15 protein-coding genes are annotated in these 15,992 nt (G+C 48.3%); 7 read left to right on the top strand and 8 right to left on the bottom strand.

What is annotated here, in order from left to right; translation table 11 throughout:
* Positions 1 to 137: 137 nt before the first annotated feature.
* Complete coding sequence (locus AK965_RS17165; RefSeq protein WP_099080753.1) at positions 138 to 965, bottom strand: phosphate ABC transporter substrate-binding protein; 828 nt, start codon at positions 963 to 965, stop codon at positions 138 to 140.
* Between the two features lie 288 nt (positions 966 to 1,253).
* On the opposite strand from AK965_RS17165, the gene AK965_RS17170 reads away from it, so the two are divergent.
* Entirely contained in the window at positions 1,254 to 1,613 is a 360-nt protein-coding gene (locus AK965_RS17170; RefSeq protein ID WP_099080794.1) for a DUF3024 domain-containing protein, read from the top strand.
* Between the two features lies 1 nt (position 1,614).
* On the opposite strand, the gene AK965_RS17175 is transcribed toward AK965_RS17170, so the two are convergent.
* Positions 1,615 to 2,409 (bottom strand): AraC family transcriptional regulator, encoded by a 795-nt coding sequence (locus AK965_RS17175; RefSeq protein WP_099080754.1) that lies wholly within the window; start codon positions 2,407 to 2,409, stop codon positions 1,615 to 1,617.
* Between the two features lie 62 nt (positions 2,410 to 2,471).
* Positions 2,472 to 4,475 carry an exoribonuclease II gene (rnb, locus tag AK965_RS17180; RefSeq protein WP_099080755.1) on the bottom strand — a complete coding sequence of 668 codons (2,004 nt, stop codon included), beginning with the start codon at positions 4,473 to 4,475 and terminating at the stop codon, positions 2,472 to 2,474.
* Positions 4,476 to 5,287: 812 nt separating this feature from the next.
* Here rnb and AK965_RS17185 point away from each other — a divergent pair.
* The 6 genes from AK965_RS17185 to AK965_RS17210 all read left to right on the top strand — a co-directional run bounded on the left by AK965_RS17185 (position 5,288) and on the right by AK965_RS17210 (position 11,830).
* A complete protein-coding gene (locus AK965_RS17185) occupies positions 5,288 to 6,967 on the top strand; it encodes a GMC family oxidoreductase (protein WP_099080795.1) in 1,680 nt (559 codons plus the stop codon).
* A gap of 112 nt (positions 6,968 to 7,079) precedes the next feature.
* Positions 7,080 to 7,340: an acyl-CoA-binding protein gene (locus tag AK965_RS17190; RefSeq protein WP_099080756.1), complete on the top strand. Its 261-nt coding sequence runs from the start codon at positions 7,080 to 7,082 to the stop codon at positions 7,338 to 7,340.
* A 257-nt stretch (positions 7,341 to 7,597) separates the two neighbouring features.
* Complete coding sequence (locus tag AK965_RS17195; protein ID WP_099080757.1) at positions 7,598 to 8,137, top strand: glutathione peroxidase; 540 nt, start codon at positions 7,598 to 7,600, stop codon at positions 8,135 to 8,137.
* 433 nt (positions 8,138 to 8,570) lie between these two features.
* A complete protein-coding gene (locus tag AK965_RS17200) occupies positions 8,571 to 10,583 on the top strand; it encodes an SDR family oxidoreductase (protein ID WP_099080758.1) in 2,013 nt (670 codons plus the stop codon).
* A gap of 63 nt (positions 10,584 to 10,646) precedes the next feature.
* Positions 10,647 to 11,153, top strand: coding sequence for a DUF2505 domain-containing protein (locus AK965_RS17205; protein ID WP_099080759.1), 507 nt, complete (start codon positions 10,647 to 10,649; stop codon positions 11,151 to 11,153).
* Positions 11,154 to 11,197: 44 nt separating this feature from the next.
* Complete coding sequence (locus tag AK965_RS17210) at positions 11,198 to 11,830, top strand: TetR/AcrR family transcriptional regulator (RefSeq protein WP_172438181.1); 633 nt, start codon at positions 11,198 to 11,200, stop codon at positions 11,828 to 11,830.
* Positions 11,831 to 11,881: 51 nt separating this feature from the next.
* Here AK965_RS17210 and AK965_RS17215 read toward each other — a convergent pair whose 3' ends face one another.
* From AK965_RS17215 to AK965_RS17235, 5 genes are all read right to left on the bottom strand, one after another.
* Complete coding sequence (locus AK965_RS17215) at positions 11,882 to 12,823, bottom strand: alpha/beta hydrolase (protein ID WP_099080761.1); 942 nt, start codon at positions 12,821 to 12,823, stop codon at positions 11,882 to 11,884.
* Positions 12,824 to 12,908: 85 nt separating this feature from the next.
* On the bottom strand, positions 12,909 to 14,468 hold the full coding sequence (locus tag AK965_RS17220) for a wax ester/triacylglycerol synthase family O-acyltransferase (RefSeq protein WP_099080762.1): 1,560 nt from the start codon (positions 14,466 to 14,468) through the stop codon (positions 12,909 to 12,911).
* A gap of 81 nt (positions 14,469 to 14,549) precedes the next feature.
* The gene (locus AK965_RS17225) at positions 14,550 to 14,921 is read right to left on the bottom strand and encodes a phasin family protein (RefSeq protein ID WP_253252712.1); all 372 of its coding nucleotides are present in this window, start codon (positions 14,919 to 14,921) and stop codon (positions 14,550 to 14,552) included.
* Positions 14,922 to 14,951: 30 nt separating this feature from the next.
* Positions 14,952 to 15,524, bottom strand: coding sequence for a phasin family protein (locus tag AK965_RS17230; protein ID WP_099080764.1), 573 nt, complete (start codon positions 15,522 to 15,524; stop codon positions 14,952 to 14,954).
* 151 nt (positions 15,525 to 15,675) lie between these two features.
* Positions 15,676 to 15,948 (bottom strand): polyhydroxyalkanoic acid system family protein, encoded by a 273-nt coding sequence (locus AK965_RS17235; protein ID WP_099080765.1) that lies wholly within the window; start codon positions 15,946 to 15,948, stop codon positions 15,676 to 15,678.
* Positions 15,949 to 15,992 lie beyond the last annotated feature (44 nt).

Here is a 15,992-nt window from a genome sequence, read left to right on the forward strand (position 1 = left end):
GGTTAATTGCAAAATAAAAGGCTCTAAGTTTTGGGAACTTAGAGCCTTTATAAGCCATCTGTAGGATCGTTCAACCGATCATTTATCTCTTAACTGATCGGCATTAGCCGAATTTGGCTCTCTTTTTTATGCATTTTTTATTGCTCAAAGTTTTTTACAGGCGTGTAGCCGTAATCAGCAATCGCTTTTTGGCCTTCTTTAGACTTCAGGAATCTCATAAAGTTTTTGCCTACTTTGTCTAGGCCGTCAACTTTGTAGAGGATCAAAAAGGGACGAGCCAACTTATATTTGTGAGCGGCGATATTGTTTGGTGTTGGGGCAATACCTTCGAACTGAATTGCTTTCACAGAACGATCTATGGAACCGACCGAGATAAAGCCAATGGCATGAGGGTTGTGATTCACAATGGTTTTCACCATGCTGTTACTGTTTACGACGAGGCTGTTCGGATTGATGTCAGAGACCAAACGGTCGTTTACGATTTTGGTCAATCCTAGCAGGCTTTCAAAGCTATAACGTGACCCAGATGATCCTTCACGCGTAACGACCGCGATCGGTTGGTCAGTGCCGCCGACTTGTTTCCAGTTATTCACTTTACCCTTATATATGTCAAACAGTTGTTGTTCAGAAAGATTGTCAACAGAGTTGGTACGGTTAACAACAACGGCAAGACCGTCGAAAGCAATAGGGAATACATTTAAGTCTTCTCCTTTTTCACTCTCAGTTAAATAACGTGAACTCATGCCAAGTTCTACTACACCTTTGTTCACCATTGTGATGCCTGCACTTGAACCAATGCCCTGTACGGCGATGTAATCATTAGGGTGCGTTTTATTATATTTTTCAGCCAGCACATCCATTACACGAGCAACAGAAGTAGAACCTGAGATGCTCACTTCTTTTGCCATTGCAGAAGGAAGAGAGAGTACCATGGCGAATAACGTCGCCATAGAAAGACGTAACATAATGAACTCCACTTACGGTAGATAGCAGCGATCATCATATTTCGTTGAAGTTACATTTTTGTGAATGCGCTCGAATAACTGCACGAGGTGGTTGATTATCAAAACGATGGCAGGGCATGGGGGAGTTCGATTGTCATATGGTCAGTAGGTAAAGCGGTGACTTGGTCGCTATTTCAGCAATTTTGGACATGTTAATCTAAGGAGTGGTGGGGAAGTGTCTCTTTGGGTAATTCTGCCGCGCCAAGGCACTTGGGTGTATACTAAGAACAATGAATGGGGAGTAAACTCATGTCCGTATCTCAAATGGCGACAAGCCGTCTGTACAAGTTGATTGAGTCTCTATGTTCTAAGCGAAATGTAAATTTGCCCGTAGAGTTAGGAAAATGCTTATACGAACCCGTAGAGAACGGTGTAGAGCTATATCTTGCCCATTTTTTGTTAGATTCTCAACATATCGACTACACGTCACCAATAGCGAAAATTACCTTTAATGTAAATGCTCAGGGGTGGTGTTTTTACGTCCCCCAATATCAAGGTGAAGAACTTCACTGGACACCATACCCACACTTACCTTACAGCCACTCGCTTGAGGTACTTATAAGGGAATTGGAAAGCGATCCTCAAGCTTACTTTTGGGCAGATAACTAACCTATTTCATGATTTGGCCGCGAAACGCTTTAGGGGTCATGCTATAGATGGATTTGAACGCGGTACTAAAATGGGCCGCACTCTTAAACCCCGACTCAAAAGCAATTTGAGTAATCGAATTTTTGGACGTACGCAGTTGGGTTGCAGCATGGTTAATACGCTTCACTTTTAAAATATGTGAAAAGGAAAGGTTCTCTGCTGCGAGTCTACGTTTTAGTGTCGCGATAGACATGCTCATATGGGTTGCTAGAGTTTCTAACGTAATATCTTTTTCAATATTGTCTTCAATGTACTTAATCGCTTTTTGAGAGGTGGTTAGAGTGCTGGCGTCATCAATAATTGAGAGAATCTTAGGCTGAATCTCTGCCATTAACGAGAGCAATGCCATTGCAATATGTGCTTGTGCATACTGTGACGCTTGTTGGTCAGCGAGTTCGATTAACGTGTCCTTGAGTTTACTAATGCGCTTGTTTGATTGAGCTGAAAAGGCATAAAAACGACGTTCATCTGCTTCTATCTGGATGCTTGGATGAGCGGTTTTAAATTGAGTAAATAGATGAATATCAAACACCAAGGCGATTGCACGAAAAGGACCTGGTTTGGCGTAAGCATCTTTTAAATCTGAAGAGTTGTATAAAATAAAGTCGCCAGTAGTGAGTTCGAATTGTTCGCCACTTGGTTGATTGATGGTTAGTGAACCTTCTTCAACAATATATAAGCCGTGGTTAGTAGCGGAATAGCGCTCACTTTTTCGTGCCGTGAAGTGATTAAAGTGAATGATCTCAATGTTCAGCATAGTTATTCTTATTTTTGATTATAAAAAAGGCGCTCATATGAGCGCCTTCACCTTAATCGGTATTATTCACTAACAGGTTCTTCTGTTTGTGTTGATGCTACATCAGCAAATACCCGGGTCGGCTTGGCCACTAAACTGCGGTTCTCTTGGTTTACGTCAGCCAAAACGATTTCCAATGTGTCACCCAGTTTGTATACCACCTCTTTATCAATAGAGATGGTGCCGTTGTCGCCGTTGCACTCGATCCTTTCTTTATTATCAAGGATCAGACTACCCGGAATAAAGGCTGCAGCGCCATTTTCGAGAAGTCGAACACGTGCGCCTGCTCGATTAATATCAAAAATCTCACCTGTGAAACAAGTTTGCTTTGTAGGCTCCTCGGCTAATGTGCGAGCGTATAGCCAATCAGACACGTTTCGTTCGGCAATTTTGTGGTGTTTGCGATGTATAGCAAGCTCTTCACCAACTTGGTCATCCGGTGTTTGAATTGGATCTTTGCCAAGAATGACCGCTTTAAGCATGCGGTGGTTGATCATATCGCCGTACTTACGAATAGGTGAAGTCCACGTTGCGTAAATATCTAAGCCCATAGCGTAGTGAGGCAGAGGTTGATTTTCAACTTCACTGTACGTTTGGAATTTACGAATGCGGTTATCGAGATAGGCAGTTTCTTGCTCACCTAACCAACGACGCAATGCCGCAAAACCCTCTAATGTAGAGATCGATTCAACTGTGAATTGCGTTGCACCTGATTGAGTCACTAGCTCTACAACTTCTTCAAGTTTTTCCGCTTTAATGCCTGCATGAGTGTTAAACACGCCAGTTTCGAAGTTGTCACGAAGGGTGCGTCCGGCACAGATGTTTGCTGTGATCATCGATTCTTCAACGAGGCGGTTTGCACAACGACGCATGTCTGCATGAATAGCAACAACGTCGTTATCTTCGCTAAGTTCGAAACGGTAGTCTGGGCGATCTGGGAACACAACCGCGTTTTTCTCACGCCAATCTGCACGAGCAAGAGAGAAATCGTATAGATCACGAACAATCACCGCGATTTCTTCACTTGGTTGCCATGCATCACAATGGCCACTCTCCAGCCAATCTGAAACGTTGTTGTATGCAAGACGCGAGTGTGATTTGATGTTTGCCGCGAAGAATTTGATATCGTCGCCAATTATACCCTCTTTGCTAACCGTTACGGTGCAGCAGACAGCTGGGCGAATCTCACCCTCAATCAATGAACATAGGTTATCAGCAAGATCGCGAGGTAGCATTGGTATGTTACGACCTGGCAGGTAGATAGTGTAACCGCGTTCACGCGCTACTTTATCCATCTCATCTTCAGGGGTGATGTATGCAGTCGGATCGGCGATAGCGATCGTTAGCTCGAAATCACCAGATTCGGTCTTCTTCGCGTATAGTGCATCGTCCATATCTTTGGTTGATTCACCATCGATAGTGACAAAAGGAACATGAGTCATGTCAACGCGCTCTAGGTCAGCGTCGTCTTTTAGTTCCCAGTTCTCAATGCCTGCTGGCTCAGAATTTGGTAGGTCATTTTGTGCAAGTGTCACCCACCATGGTGCAATCTTGTCGTTCGCGTCAGTAATCTTTTCTGAAATTTCAACGAAGAAACCGTTATCATCTTTTAGCGGATGACGGATTAGGTGAGCGACAACCCAATCACCTTCAGCGAAGTTATCCGGCTTTAGGCCTTTCTTTAGCTTTGCTTTTAGGGATAGTTTTTTCAGCTGCGGATGATCTGGAGTGACATTAAGTTTGCCTTTGAACATTTTTACTCGGCCGATAAAGCGAGTAACAGACTGTTCTAGCAGTTCTTGTGGTTCTGCAACTTCACGGTCTTTTTCCGTACGGATGATAGCGACCACTTTGTCACCGTGCATGCACTTTTTCATGTATGCAGGTGGGATGAAGAAGCTGGTTTTGCTGTCCACTTCCAGAAAGCCAAAGCCTTTATCTGTCGCTTTGACTGAACCTTCTTTTTTAGGCAGGTTTTCTTGGATTTGCTGCTTAAGCTGAGCTAATAGCGGGTTATCTTGAAACATCTATAAATTCTATCTAATTGTATTTTAACTAATTTATCGCTCTCTCCAAAATCCCCCCAAAAATTCTTCCCCAACAAAATGAGAGTGAATCTATGTAGGTTTTTGGTCGCTGCAACAAATTTACAGAAAGTGTGACTGCGTCACATGTTACTTGGCATACGTAGAATTGTATAGTGATCATTGCGGTCATTATTGAGCCGAACCACTATCCCTTCGTTTATTCGTATCCTTGTAGGGTAAAAGTAACGACGTTACTGGGCCAGCTTTAGCAATGAGTAACGTATGCGCATTATCGTTGAGTATGTGTGATTCCTCTCCCTTATCAAGCACCTTTAGCTCAGTCTGATATCCGCGAACTCAAGGTGCATATGGTGCTTCGAGCATCAGTGGCGATTCACTGGACGTAAAAGAGTCTCACAACATTGGGCGGCAGGAAAGATACCAGCCTACAGATCTAGCCTCAATAAGAGCACTTTGGGAAGGTTTGTTTAAACTGCAAACCATCTTTGAAGGCTATGAACTCCCGATATCTCTTGAGCACTGACTTTTGATCAAGAGACAGACGTTAGGAGGGTTTTGTTTCGATGAATTAACGGTGTTGGATTTTTTTTGTTTGCCAAGAAATGCTTTAACTACAATTTAAAGTAATAGGTCTAATTAGCGAAATCGTATGGATATGATGCTTGTTTGGCGCTTCAGTGCTCTTATTCCTGTCACTACGTCGTTCTTTCATTCGTGAATTCCTACCAATAACGGCGACAGTTAAGATTCTGAAGCGCAAGCTAACAGTCGAAATGACATCGGAGGGTAATATGGAACGTTACGATTACATTATTATTGGTGGAGGTTCAGCAGGTTGTGTGCTGGCTTCACGCCTTACTGAGGATGAAACTATCTCAGTATGTCTGCTGGAGGCAGGTGGCAAAGATGACAGTGCCATTATCCACACACCAGTGGGTATAGTGGTCATGACGCCGACTAAAATTAATAATTGGGCATTTGAAACTGTGCCACAGCCGGGTCTTAATGGCCGTAAAGGGTATCAGCCTAGAGGGAAAACTTTAGGTGGCTCAAGCTCAATTAACGCGATGATGTATGCTCGAGGTCATAAGTACGATTATGATCTTTGGGCAAGCTTAGGTAACGAAGGGTGGAGCTTTGATGAGTGTTTGCCTTACTTTAAAAAGGCGGAAAACAATGAAGAGTTGAAAGATGAGTTTCATGGTCAAGGTGGACCATTGAATGTCGCTAACCTGCGCTCACCTAGTCCGATGGTTGATCGCTATCTTGATGCCTGTGAAGAGGTCGGCATTCCGCGTAATCCAGATGTGAACGGCGCCGAGCAATTCGGTGCCATGAGGACCCAAGTTACCCAATTAAATGGTGAGCGTTGTAGCGCAGCAAAAGCTTACCTTACCCCGAATCTTGATCGCCCTAATCTAACTGTTGTGACCAAAGCCACCACGCATAAAGTGCTGACAGAAGGTAAGCGGGCGGTGGGTGTGGAGTATGGCTCAAAAGGCAAGGTGTTTCGCATCTATTGCAAACATGAAGTGATATTATCTGCAGGTGCGTTTGGGTCTCCGCAGATTCTGCAGCTTTCTGGTATTGGCGATAAGGCCGATCTAGAACCACACGGCATTGAGCAGGTACACCAGCTTTCAGGTGTAGGCAAGAACTTACAAGACCACATCGACCTAATACATAGCTATAAAACCTCAGCCAAGCATGAGACGTTTGGTATTTCACTGCAAATGCTCAACGATATCTGCGAGGCGTTACCCGAGTGGAAGATGGAGCGCAAAGGCAAACTGAGTAGTAACATTGCTGAAGGGATTGGCTTTTTCCGCTCTGGAGAAGGGGTAGATGTACCCGACCTGGAGTTTGTCTTTTTGGTGGGTGTGGCTGACGATCATGCAAGAAAGGTTCATACTAGTCATGGGTTTAGCTGCCATGTGACGCTGCTAAGACCCAAGAGTCGTGGCACAGTTACCATCCAAAGTAGCGATCCATATGAGGCTCCATTGATTGATCCCAACTTTTTCAGTCACCCTGATGACATGCCGTTAATGATCAAAGGGTGGAAAAAGCAGTATCAGATGTTAAATAGCTCAGCCTTTGATGATGTGCGTGGTGACAACTTCTACCCTGTTGACCCTAATGATGATAAGGCGATTGAGCAAGACATCCGTAACCGAGCCGATACTCAGTATCACCCGGTCGGTACTTGTAAAATGGGGTTAATAGAGGATGAGCAAGCGGTAGTCGATAATCAAGGCCGAGTGTATGGTATCGAGCAACTGCGTGTAATTGACGCTTCTATCATGCCAACCTTGGTTGGTGCAAATACCAATGCCCCAACCATCATGATGGCAGAGAAGATCGTTGAGCAAATCAAAGAAAGACACGCAGGCACTGTGAATAATTTGAACCTTCGAATTGGTTTACCTGTACATCAAAACGGGAATCTACCGGAAAGGGATTTTCCCTAGTTTCTGGTCTGGGTCACTTTTTGAGCTATTGTGTAAGCATTTATGACTGCAGTATACTGGTCGGAGCACTGCTTGGCGGTAACCTTCAATTATCGAGAAAAAGGACCTTACTATGAGTGAACTCTCTTCCCAATTCGAAGCGGCAGCCGAAGCCGTAAAAACGTTGAAGCAACGGCCTGATGATGAAACGTTGTTGTCACTCTACGCCTACTACAAACAAGGCTGCACTGGCGATGTACAGGGCAGGCGGCCTGGTCTGTTCGACTTTAAAGGCGGCGCCAAGTATGCTGCGTGGGAGCGCTTGCGTGGCATGGAATCAGATAAGGCTAAACAGGCATACGTCGACCTTGTCGAGCGTTTGGCCAACACCTGATCGAGAAGATGCAGATCCCCGGATCGGGCCTCTAATTTATTCTTCGCCGGGTTGCAGCCGTAAATCGCACAGACATGTCTGATTGACTGACAGGTATAGCTCAAGGCAACACCACCGGATCCCGAACCGTTTTAGGGTGCCCTTTCCAATTTGTTCAGCTTTACATATTAAAGGGATTAAAACCAAGTCAATGTGAACGTTATGATTCACACAGCGTAAGAGCAGGTCTCCCATTTTCTAAACCAGAGGGACTTTTGATGTTTAGTAAAATCCAATATTTCGCTGCTTTAGTCACTGTTCCTTGGCAAAGTCGCGAAGGCAATGCTCACGATTTCAGTTTCGATACCATCGCTGGTGATGCGTTGTCACTAGCCGATTACGAGGGCAGAGTAGTGCTGGTGGTCAATACAGCCTCAGAGTGCGGTTTTACCCCGCAGTACAAGCAATTGCAGAGTTTGTGGGAAACCTATCGTGATCAGGGGTTAGTGATCGTCGGGGTGCCGTGCAACGATTTTGGTGGTCAGGAAAAAGCCTCCAATGCCAGTATCAATAGTTTCTGTGAATTTAACTTCGGGGTGACGTTCCCACTAGCCGCAAAAACAAAGGTGAAAGGCAGAGATCAGCACCCATTCTATACCTGGGCCGGACAACAGGTCGGTTTCCTGGGTAAACCACGCTGGAACTTTCACAAATTCCTAGTGAATAAAGACGGCCAACTGGTTGACTGGTTTTCGTCGACAACCAAACCCGATGCCCGGAAACTGGTGAGAGCGATTGAGCGTGAGCTAGCCAAATAGTTCAATAACTGGGCGGTCTTATCCACCGCGAGTGTAATATGGTCGGCTATACCCGGCCAGACTTCCTTTTCACGCCCTTTCCAAAGCCCTTTTGATCAGGGGGCGTAAGGCTGTCTTCTTTGATGACACAGTGAAGTCCGAATCTCGGGTTTGTTCTGCTCTCAAGAGTGCCCTGTTGATGGCAGAAGCGGGTTTTCTTGCAAGTTACTGTCCGGCAATATTTTTAAAACAACCTGCTCCTTGATCATTTCATCTGGTCCAGCATTGCTTGGTACATATCATAGACTTGTGCAGCTTTTTGGCGTTTGTGTGTCCTAGTTAACACAAAGTGGTCGTACCAGTTTGCTATACTTAAATGGCACAGAGAAATAATGTTGCCAAGCGTTATTGGCAGAGTTAAAGAAATATTGCGGAGGCTGCTCAAGGAATGAATATGAACTACTTTATCACCGGAGCCAGCGGATTTATTGGCTTAAACCTCTTACAACGACTGACCAAACGGCCAGGAACCTTTTACCTTTTGGTTCGCAATGACGATAGCCGGATTAAGATCCTGAATGCGGCAAAACAGTTTGGGTTCCCAACGGATCACTTGGTGTTTGTTCAAGGCGATTTAACCCAACCGAAGCTGGGAATCGCGCCCCAGTGGATCGATCAACTCAGTAATTCAGTGACACATTTCTTCCATCTTGCCGCGGTTTATTCGTTCGAAGCCGACAGTGACACTATCGACAAAGTCAACATCGACGGAACCCGTCATGCGCTTCAGCTAGCCGAAAAACTGGGTGCAGGCTGTTTTCACCATGTCAGCTCAATTGCCGTCGCTGGCCAGTATCGTGGTTGGTTCCATGAAGATATGTTCGATCAAGCTCATCCCGAGGGTCATAGCTACCTGACCAGTAAACTGGCCTCCGAGGCGCTGGTGCGTGAACAGAGCGCATTGCCATGGAGAATTTATCGGCCAGGGGTGGTGATCGGAGACTCGAAAACTGGTGCGGCCATGCGTATCGATGGGCCTTATTATTTCTTCAAGTTAATTCAGAAAATGCGCGATTCCTTGCCGCAGTGGATGCCTATGCTAGGGCTTGAAGGGGGGCGCCTGAATCTGGTGCCGGTCGATTTTGTCACCGACGCCATGGATCATATTTCCCATAAGCCGGAGTTGAACGGCCAGTGCTTTCATCTGACCGATCCTGAGCCATTCCGTGCCGGCGAGATAGTGAATATCTTCGCCCGCGCAGGACATGCGCCTCGGATGGCGATGCGGATTGACCTGCGTCTGTTGGAACTACTGCCCGAGACGCTACGTAAAGAGCTAGGCAATCAGCCTCTGTTAAAGCGACTGGGACAATCCCTGTGTCAGGAGTTCGGGATCCCGCCAGCGGTGGCCTCGTTCTTTACCACGCCAACGCTGTTTGACTGCCGTAATACTCAACGAGCCCTAGAAGGTACGGACATTAGCTGTCCAAGGCTTGAGGATTACGCCCCAGCGATCTGGGATTACTGGGAGCGAAACCTGGACCCTGACCTGCATCTGGCGCGTAGTCTCAAAGCGCGGCTGAAGGGTAAAACGGTGATGATCACGGGCGCCTCATCAGGCATAGGTAAAGCCGTGGCCCTTAAGCTAGCGAAGGCAGGGGGACAGATGTTGCTAGTGGCGCGTAACCCCGAACGATTGCAGGAGACGGTTCGAGAAGTCGAAGAGCTAGGTGGCAATGCGGCGGCATATTATTGCGACATTGCCGACCTTGAAGCCGTGGATGTCATGCTACAATTGGTTGAACAGCAGTTCGGTAAGGTCGATGTGTTGATCAATAACGCCGGTCATTCGATCCGCCGTCCTGTGATCAACTCGCTAAACCGTTTCCACGATTATGAGCGCTTGATGCAGATAAACTATTTCGGCGCACTGAGGCTTATAAACGGTTTTCTGCCAGGCATGATCGCCAATAACGGTGGCCACATTATCAATATTTCGTCGATTTCAGTGCTGACCAATCCGCCACGCTTTGCTGCTTATGCTGCGTCTAAAGCTGCGTTGGAAAGCTTTACCCGCTGTGCGGCTCCAGAGCTGATTGACTACAACGTGCACATGACGACGATCCATATGCCCTTGGTCGACACGCCGATGCTGGAACCGGTGGAAACCTATCGGTCGGTCTCAACCCTCAGCCCTGAAGAAGCAGCAGAGATGGTTGCCAAAGCTGTTATCGATCGGCCGAAGCGCGTCGCTACCCGGCTGGGGATGTTCGGTGCCTTGGTTCACGGGCTATTCCCGAAACTGGGTGAGCTGATCATGAACACTTATTTTCATATGTACCCAGACAAGCTGGATGAAAAGTACCGACCGGATCTGCCCGAAGCTCAGGCTGCCCATGAAAATCAGCAGCAGATACAGCGGGAGATCCAGGCCCTGTCCAGTTTTATCCGGGATATTCATCTGTAAGCCTGTGCTAGATTAAGCAGCAGGATAATCAGTAGACAGAAAATAGACAACCAAGGAGTGGGAATGAAACGAATCGAATTGGTTCATGCCTACGCGGCCCCCCTAGATGAGGTGATCCGGTTTTTTAGCGAAACCGACCTGATCGAAGAGAAATATTCAAAGCTCGGAGCACGATATACCCGGGTCCGGGAGTTGGTAGAAACTGATGATGGGTTTAGGACTCGCACCGAACGCGAAGTGCCGGCCCAGGTGCCATCGGTACTGAAAGCGGTGCTTGGCGCTTCGAATCAGATCCGCCAACAGGAGCAGTGGCACTGGTTGGACGACGACACCATCTCCTGTGATCTGGTGGTGGAGATCGTCGGCGTGCCGGTGACGGTACAAGGTGAAATGCGACTGATCGCCTTTGATGACAATCAGCGCTGTGAAAACCACGTCACCATCTCGGTATCATCGTCGCTGCCGTTTGTTGGCAGCACACTGCGGGATTTTGTTGCCAAGGATATCAAGCGTCTGGCCGAGGCTGAATATGAACATATTCAGCAGCAGGTTGCAGTCAGCGCCGCGTAGCCAGGTATATACCCACGTTAACATAACTAGTGCATGGAGGCCGCGTGAAAACCAAATCTAGGATCCTTGAGGTAAGTCGATGTCTGTTCAATCAGCATGGGGTTGAGCCCATTTCCAGCCTACAGATCGCAACTGAGCTTGGGATCAGCCCTGGTAACCTATATTACCACTTTCGCGGCAAGGACGAGATCCTCGCGGTGTTGGTTAGCGAATGTGACCAGCTATTTGCCGACGATAGTCAGGCGTTTTTACGAGAGGTTGAAAGCCTGGAGCACTATTGGGCATTTTTGCACCGCCTGATGGAGCACTTCTTGCGTTACCAGTTTATCTTCAGGAGTCTGGATCACCTGCATTGTGATTCGCCGGCCCTTGGCCGGCGGATCCGTGCCCTGGTTCGTCGATTGAAGGGACTGATCATGACCATGCTGGAGCGTCTGGCCAGTCTAGGCGTTTTACATGTCGATCAAGCCGAGCAGGCTATTCTGGCTGACAATCTGTTGTTGGTTGGTCTGCACTGGGCGCATTACCAGATTCTGCAGGATCCTGGCCTCAACGAGTCGGCACTGCTGCGCAAAGGCGTGATTCGCATGCTGACTCTAGTTTCTCCCTACATCGCGCCTGAGCATGGGGCGGCACTAGTTCAGCATCAGCGCTGGGCTGAGCAACTCATGGGTTAGGCAAAATTATTATCATCGAGAGTCGAACTCCCGTTCGCTGAGCCTCCGATACTAGAGTGCTTTTTTGGAAGCGGGATATTCGCCTTTTATCACGTCGTGTTGCCATAGAAACTGGGCAATGCTGTTAATCGCTTCTCCCGCTTCCCGGATCTGACTAAATAACGGATAAACATGGGGCATACCGTTCCCCACGATTAGCTCGACCGGGTGTTTGGCCTGAGTCAGTTTGTCAGCCAGACGAGTTGAGTCATCCAGCAGGACCTCCTCAGAGCCCACCACGATCAGCGTGGGAGGGAGTTTCATGTAGTCGGCGTAAATGGGAGAAACCAAGGGATCCCGGGGCGGAGCACCGTTGAGATAGGTATTGCGCATCAGCAGTAGAGAGGGCAGATCGAAAAACGGGTCGTCATTACGTTTTTCATAGGCGCTGTTTCCTGTCATCTCCATATCTGACACTGGCGAGAGTAGCACAGCAGCGGCGGGTAGTGGCAGCTTATCCTGCTGGACCCGCAGCAAGGTGCCGAGTACTAGGTTGCCGCCAGCGGAATCGCCCATCAGGACGATCTGGCGGCTGTCGTAGCCCTCTTTCAGCAGCGCGCGGTAGACCATGTAGCAGTCATCGTGGGCAGCGGGATACGTATGCTCCGGCGCCAGACGGTAATCAACCATCAGGCCGCGGGCAGAGATCTTCTGGCACACCCGACCGATGAAGCTGCTGTGGGTATTCGGACTGACAAAACAGAAGCCGCCGCCATGGAAATAGAGCAGCAACATGTTGCCGTCGGATGCTGGCATGTCAACCCATTCACAGGGAATATCAGCCCAACGGCACGGGGAACGCTTGATTTGTTTGGGGGCGTTGATGAGCGCGCCATACTGGTCGATGTTGGTGATTAGTTCTCGCATCTCATGTACATCGTTGCAGCGAGCTATGCGTTGGCGCATAACGCGCTCAAGCACTTTGTTAAATGCCCGACTTGTCCAATGTGCCATGTTTACCTCCATGAACTGAGTAGGGGAACCCGTGCAGTCTTTCAATCTTCTCAATAGTATAGATGAACAGATCTGACCTTTAGTCTTACTCCTTCGCTGGCTCGGTTTTTCTGCTTACCCTGCGGTGTTGCCGAGGAAGAGGGGATACCTTGAACTGTTTCAGTTCGGCAAGCAGCATCTCGACCTCGTATGCTAGGTTTTGTGAATGATCGTCGGCCAAGGGGTTGAACAGTCCGCCATTCACCGCAGACATCGCGGTATCCATCACGTCCTGCTCGAGGGACGCCAGTGCCTCTTCCAGGTAGTCGGGAATTTTCTCGACATGGGGCAAGTTAGACGGGCAACTGACCAGTCCGAAATGCAGGTGGTCATCGTAACCGAACATGGTGATGTTAATAGTCTGGCCTGGGATCAGCAGAGACAGCGGATAGCATTCCTGCACTTCGGCGCCGAAGAAATAGCGCCGCTGCACTGGTCCTGGCACATTGGAGATGATCAGGTTAGTGGCTGGCGGTACCACGTGGTTGATATTCAGTTTGCCGCCTAACAATGCCAGCCCGTTGACCAGAATCGAATAATTGGTATACCCCCCGGGTGACACCTCCTGCGCCTGGTGCTTCACATTGTGGGTCGACTGTTGGATCGCTGCCAAGCGCCTAGTCGGCGTATCTAGGGCATGACCCAGTTCAACCAAGCCAACCGCGAACTTGTTGCCACCTTTTTTGATCGCACCCTCTTCCCGCAGGTCAATCGGCATCAGCGCAACGAGGGGCTTCTCAAGACACAAACGGTGATCCTGCAGGTGGCGGTTCAACGCAATATCACACACGCATAGCATCACGTCGTTCAGTGATGCGCCGGTGAGGCGGCTGATTTGGCGAAACTGGCTGATAGGTAGCCGGCCCAGGCCAACCGCACGCGATTTGTGATGCTTCTGGTTGAATGGGGTCTTGGGTGCGGTAAAGGGGATTTTTAGATTGGGTCGTTTGCCGCAAAATAGCTTCGATAGCATACCTGTGCTCAGGCTGATCAAGCCCAGTGATGCACTGAGTTGACGTCTCAGTTCACCGACCGAGCCAAACAACTGGGTGATTAGCTGCTGACTTTCTTCCTGCTGACGCTTGTGCGATTTTCCCAGATCCTGCTGCCAGAATGGCGTACCCGGCTCAGTAGGGTCCTGTGATGTGCAGAAATCAAAAAGTTTGCCGACTTTCATACCATCGGCAATGGCGTGGTGCACCTTGAGGCAGATCACCACCTGGTTGTTCTCTAGGCCACCAATCACCCACATTTCCCACAATGGTCGGAAGCGATCCAGTTGATGACTGTGGATCCTTCCCACCAGATCCAGAAGTTGTTCACGGCTACCTGGTTGAGGCAGCATCGATAAATGAACATGTTGGGTGATATCCACGTTCGGGACTTCCTGCCAGTTTGGCCATTCGGTCAACGACAGGTTCAAGCGCCAGTTGAACGGTGATTTGACCTCGGTATAAGAGAGCAGCTGGCTGTACAAGTCACATGCGAATTCTGCGCTCTCGGTATCTGTTGGTGGCTGCAGATGGACTAATCCAGTGACATGCATCGGTGTGTCACCAGATTCAAACAATACAAACGCAAGATCGATAAGAGAGAGTTGATTCATAGACACCTGCCGCCCCAGATTATTATTCAAATGAAAAAGGGTGGGGGCTGCCCCCCCACCTGTTTACCAGCAAGTTGCTGACTATTTTTTCGCTTGCTGTTCCAACATTGCTTCCACGATGGTGGTTAGCTTTTCGATTTTTTCATCTAACCGATCAAGTTTGCTCCGGTCGATACCGCTAACGCGATACATTACGTCGTTCATCTGGTCTTCAAGATGATCGGCGGTTTTATCGCGAGTTAGATCGATCTTGTCTTTCGCAGCCTGTTCTACTTCTTTGCCACGCTCTACCAGTTCGTCAAACATGCGGTTGGTTTTCTGGTTAATAGACTGGGCTTCTTCGACACTGCGGCTATACATGCCCAGCCCGGCTAGCCAGATGTTGCGTGTCATAGACTCACCGCTTTCAATGATTTGAGTGGCGGTTTGGTCAACTGTGCTCAATTTGCTCATGATGTCCTCCCAATGAACTGGTGTGTCGGGTTATTCCGCTTTTTCGGTTGTTGCCGTTTTTGGCTTATGTTCCGGTGAATGAGTGGCTTTTTCCTTGCTAACCGGAGCTTTTCGCCTTGCTACACCTGAGGTTGTGCGCGGCTTAGCCTTGGTGGTTTTAACAGCCGGTATGGCAGGTGACGCTTTAACTGCAGTATCTGCAGCGCTAAGCGCAGCAGGCGAGCTTTCTTCCGGATTCTGGCTCTGTTTGAGCAACAGTTCGACTTGTTCGGTCAGTCTGTCAAGCTTGTCATCAACTTGGTTCAGCTTGTCGCTGTCGACACCGGTAAGTTTCTGCACCATTTGATGCAGTCGCTCTTCCATTGCCACGGCGGCTCGGCTGTGGCTGGTATATGCACGCTCTTTCTGCTGTTTTTCGATGGCGCGTCCGCGCTCGAGCAGGTCTTCGAATACCGAGCGGCCGCGGCCTGAGATCTCGTTGACCTCCTCGGCACTCTTGGCATAGGCGCCGAGTCCGGCTAGCCAGATATTATACATCATAGTTTCGCGCATGCTTTCGATGCTTTTTTCATCGTCGGCTGCGCTGCGTGAGAAGATCCCCATCTTTCCCTCCTTAAAATGAATAAGACTGAATTCTCATTCCAGTTTCATGATAGGTAGAGAAGTTAGAGTCAGCTTTCTAATAGCTAGTCAGCGCACAATAAAATCGAAAAAATCTTGATGGGATTTGTGCTGGATCAATTTTTCATGGGGGCTAGCCGAGCAGTTCGTCTAGGCGCAGGGAAATATGTTGTTCGATGGAGTATGCAAACAGGCTGGCGGCAAAGCCGAGGCGGATATTTAAGCTCAGTTTACCGGAGGTTGGTAACAACCACCCACGGGCAGAATGGTGCTGAAAGTGCAGGTGTTCTTCGTCCCAGTGCCAGAGCAGGCCAAATTCCTGCTCCAGTTCATTGGCTACTTGTTCGGCAACATTTCTAGCCTGGATGTGTGACAATTCGTGATTACGTTCGATAAAAATCACCATAGTTAATCAGACCGCCTCTTACCTTCTTGGTTTCGATAAATCAC

This window comes from Vibrio sp. PID17_43, from assembly GCF_002608565.1.
Classification (GTDB): domain Bacteria; phylum Pseudomonadota; class Gammaproteobacteria; order Enterobacterales; family Vibrionaceae; genus Vibrio.